This window comes from Xenorhabdus sp. NBAII XenSa04 (assembly GCF_963866145.1).
GTDB classification, from domain to species: Bacteria; Pseudomonadota; Gammaproteobacteria; order Enterobacterales; family Enterobacteriaceae; genus Xenorhabdus; species Xenorhabdus indica.
Genome location: NZ_CAWMEB010000262.1, coordinates 1 through 3,202, shown reverse-complemented (window position 1 = coordinate 3,202; position 3,202 = coordinate 1). Strand labels below are relative to the sequence as shown.

The following is a 3,202-nucleotide window of genomic DNA, read 5'->3' as shown; positions in this document are numbered from 1 at the left end:
GAACTATGGAGGAATTGCTGCGTTCCTGAGAACGAGGCGAATATTAACGATGAACTCAGAGAGTGTCAACGCAAAAATTCTATTTTTCTATTGGTTGCTCATCATATGAGCGCATTGTGCTATGAATATGCTACTTTGCTGAAATTACATACTTTTGTTCAACCTTAGGAGGTTGAAAATAAGGTGATTGTTCTGAACACGCAATCATAAATACATCATAAAAACAAATTCCGTCTTTTCGCCTGATGATTCGTTTGATTTCATTCTTTATTTCGTTAGATACATTTGGATGAGCAAGTATTGTGTTGACAGCCTCCTGAGATACTTTTTCATCAACGAACCACTCACCGTTGTAGCAGACGCGTAAATCTAGTACATCAATGTCTTCAAAATGATAAACCGGTTTGATATCAAACAGCAGAACGGCAGCCATGGTGAAAAAAAGTATGGTAAATAGAATAAGTGACCAAACACCAAAATAGGGGGTATACCACATCAGTACAGCGAGGAAAGCATAAGCAACGATCATTGCCAAAAACAGGTATGGATGCTGGTGAATAAAAATGCTATTAAAGTGCACCTTACCATCTCGATGCTCTGCGAGATTGATCCGCTCAAGATCCTGAATCAATGTCTGTTTGATGATATCCATAATACTAGCCCAATTATTGTAGAAATCTGTTATCGAATTAAAAGTGTTAACCTTTTTAAGGTTACCATGCCCAGTGCATCCACCTGTATAGCAATTACTTTTTTTTATTTGCAAAACTGTTATTGTCTGGAAAGAACATGAGAATTTTTTCTTAAGATAAAAGTTGAATAAATCAAATAAAATCATAATTTCATCTATTTGTTCGGTTATTCTGTTCTAATATTGAGCGTATAAATTTTTTTTAGATCGATAATACATAAAAAGGTTGCTATTCCTGTGCGGTCGTGCGTTAATGCGTCTGGCCTGATAAACAGACCTACTTTATGTACGACATCTTGAGTTAATGCGTTATGTGTAAAAGTGCTATCCTAAGTAGCCTTTGTAGACCGTTTCCTTCTTAGTGCCTCCATAAGTAATAGCTGATACTGGCCAACACATGCCCGAGGTGGCGAGTTTTTTTTGATATATAGGAAAGTCACATGAAAATGACAGGTCAAGTGAAGTGGTTCAACGAGTCCAAAGGTTTTGGTTTCATTACTCCAACCGATGGTAGCAAAGACGTATTCGTTCACTTCTCTGCCATTCAAGGTAACGGTTTCAAAACTCTGGCTGAAGGCCAGAACGTAGAGTTCACCATTGAAGATGGTGCCAAAGGCCCAGCAGCAGCAAACGTAACTGCTATCTAATTTAGCCTTCATGCCTTATTAAGCTCGTCATGCTAAAATGCCTTGGCGGGCTTTTTGTTTATAGGATGATTTTTAATAAAAAAATAACATTTATATATTATAAACTACGGTAATTTTTTTATTGAACAGGTGATAAAGATAGCATTTTTTTTAGTTCATTTATTAATTAAGGTCTTTACTTATCAATTTTACCTGTTTATACTCCCGGCCAAATTCTATCGGAGTGCTGATAATTGAACAGTCAAAGTTTTAGGTTTAATAAAAAATAATCCGGTAAGCTGTTCATTTACATTCAATTACTGCTTACCTGAAATGGTGTGCAGTACTGCTTCAATTCCACGAGTTGTACTCTCCCGAAAAATCACGCAATGCTGTAGAGCTGCTATTTTAAATCTTTAAATCTTTAAATATAGTATCAACAGGTATGTCGGGGTATCTATAATGCAATTTTATACTCATTCCTTGTTCCCTCCGGGGACATATCAATAACCAGATCGAATTTCTGTATTCGATCCTGTTCCTATTGTACAAAATAAAGAGATTATTTCTTTAGGCCACCCGTTGAACCTTAGCTCAATTCAAAAACATGAATAGCGATTAGAGATAGTACCTGCAAAGCGTAAGATCATTTTAATTGCAGGCTTGAGATTATCTGAAACCTTGAAGCCAATAAGTACTCAGCTATAAAAAGCTTGAATTAAGCTGGATCCTATACCTAATAGATTTTGGGTTGCAGCGTAGAGGCTGTAAATGAGCTAAGCCAATGAATAAATAACCTGGCAGGGAAAAGGAATATATTTATCCATTTTAATATTATTGGGAGAGTGTCATGTTTTTAACATCTATTGCTATCCATTTACTATCCGCTATGTGTTTCGGGGCATTAATTGGTGCAGAACGTCAGTGGCGTCAACGCATGGCAGGATTGAGAACCAATGCTTTAGTTGCCACTGGTGCTGCGGTTTTTATTCTCTGTTCAATATCAACTTCGACTGATAGCCCCGGACGTATTGCTGCGCAGATTGTATCCGGTATTGGTTTTCTTGGTGCTGGCGTGATCATGAGAGAAGGAATGAATATTCGTGGTTTAAATACAGCGGCAACTTTATGGTGCTCGGCAGGTATTGGGGTTTTGTGTGGGTTAGGGCAATATTGGTCAGCGAGTATTGCAACTGCAATAATTCTATCCGCAAATATTTTGTTGAGAGAAGCGGCTCAGAGAATTAATGCCCAGCCTCAACAACTAGCCTTAGATTTAGAGCAGTGTTATAAAATCCAAATTATCTGTGATATTGGTGATGAAATATTAATCAGAACGCTGATCCTGCAAGCAATTAATGGATTAAACATTCGGCTACAATCATTAAGTAGTACTGATACCCTCCAACCAAATAGACTTGAGGTGTGTGCAGAAATATTGGCAACACCTGCGAAGCAAAAAGAGATCGAATCGATTGTTTGCCGAGTGAGTTTAGAAAAAAGCGTTAGCTCAGTTAACTGGAAAATTGCTGCTGAGTTACCCGCTTAGAATAATTTTATATAAGTAATTTAATTATTTTATAAGAAGCTTATGTGGACGATCCTCCTTCATTTCTTAGTATGAATAAGGTGTTGCCTATGAAATAACGTCATTATATTAATAATATAGAATGGTATTGATTATAAATACTTTCATTAATGATAATGAACATTATTCTCAGTTAGGCAACCCCAAAAACTTTATAAATTCTTCTCTATTAGCAAAGAAGAGGTAACTATTAAGATGGAAAATTGAGTATCGCGTGTATGATTGAGAGCGCCGTCACAAAAACTAATTAATCATTTCAGAAAAGAATTTATCATAGTTCAACACTTCAACACTTCA

The 3,202-nt window shown here is 36.5% G+C and carries 3 protein-coding genes; 2 read left to right on the top strand and 1 reads right to left on the bottom strand.

Annotated elements, in window-relative coordinates; all coding sequences use genetic code 11:
* Positions 1–130: 130 nt before the first annotated feature.
* A complete protein-coding gene (locus tag AAC147_RS09805) occupies positions 131–652 on the bottom strand; it encodes a YlaC family protein (RefSeq protein ID WP_047686472.1) in 522 nt (173 codons plus the stop codon).
* A 479-nt stretch (positions 653–1,131) separates the two neighbouring features.
* On the opposite strand from AAC147_RS09805, the gene cspE reads away from it, so the two are divergent.
* The gene (gene cspE, locus AAC147_RS09800; RefSeq protein ID WP_038265922.1) at positions 1,132–1,338 is read left to right on the top strand and encodes a transcription antiterminator/RNA stability regulator CspE; all 207 of its coding nucleotides are present in this window, start codon (positions 1,132–1,134) and stop codon (positions 1,336–1,338) included.
* An 829-nt stretch (positions 1,339–2,167) separates the two neighbouring features.
* Positions 2,168–2,866 (top strand): MgtC family protein, encoded by a 699-nt coding sequence (locus AAC147_RS09795; RefSeq protein WP_047686468.1) that lies wholly within the window; start codon positions 2,168–2,170, stop codon positions 2,864–2,866.
* Positions 2,867–3,202 lie beyond the last annotated feature (336 nt).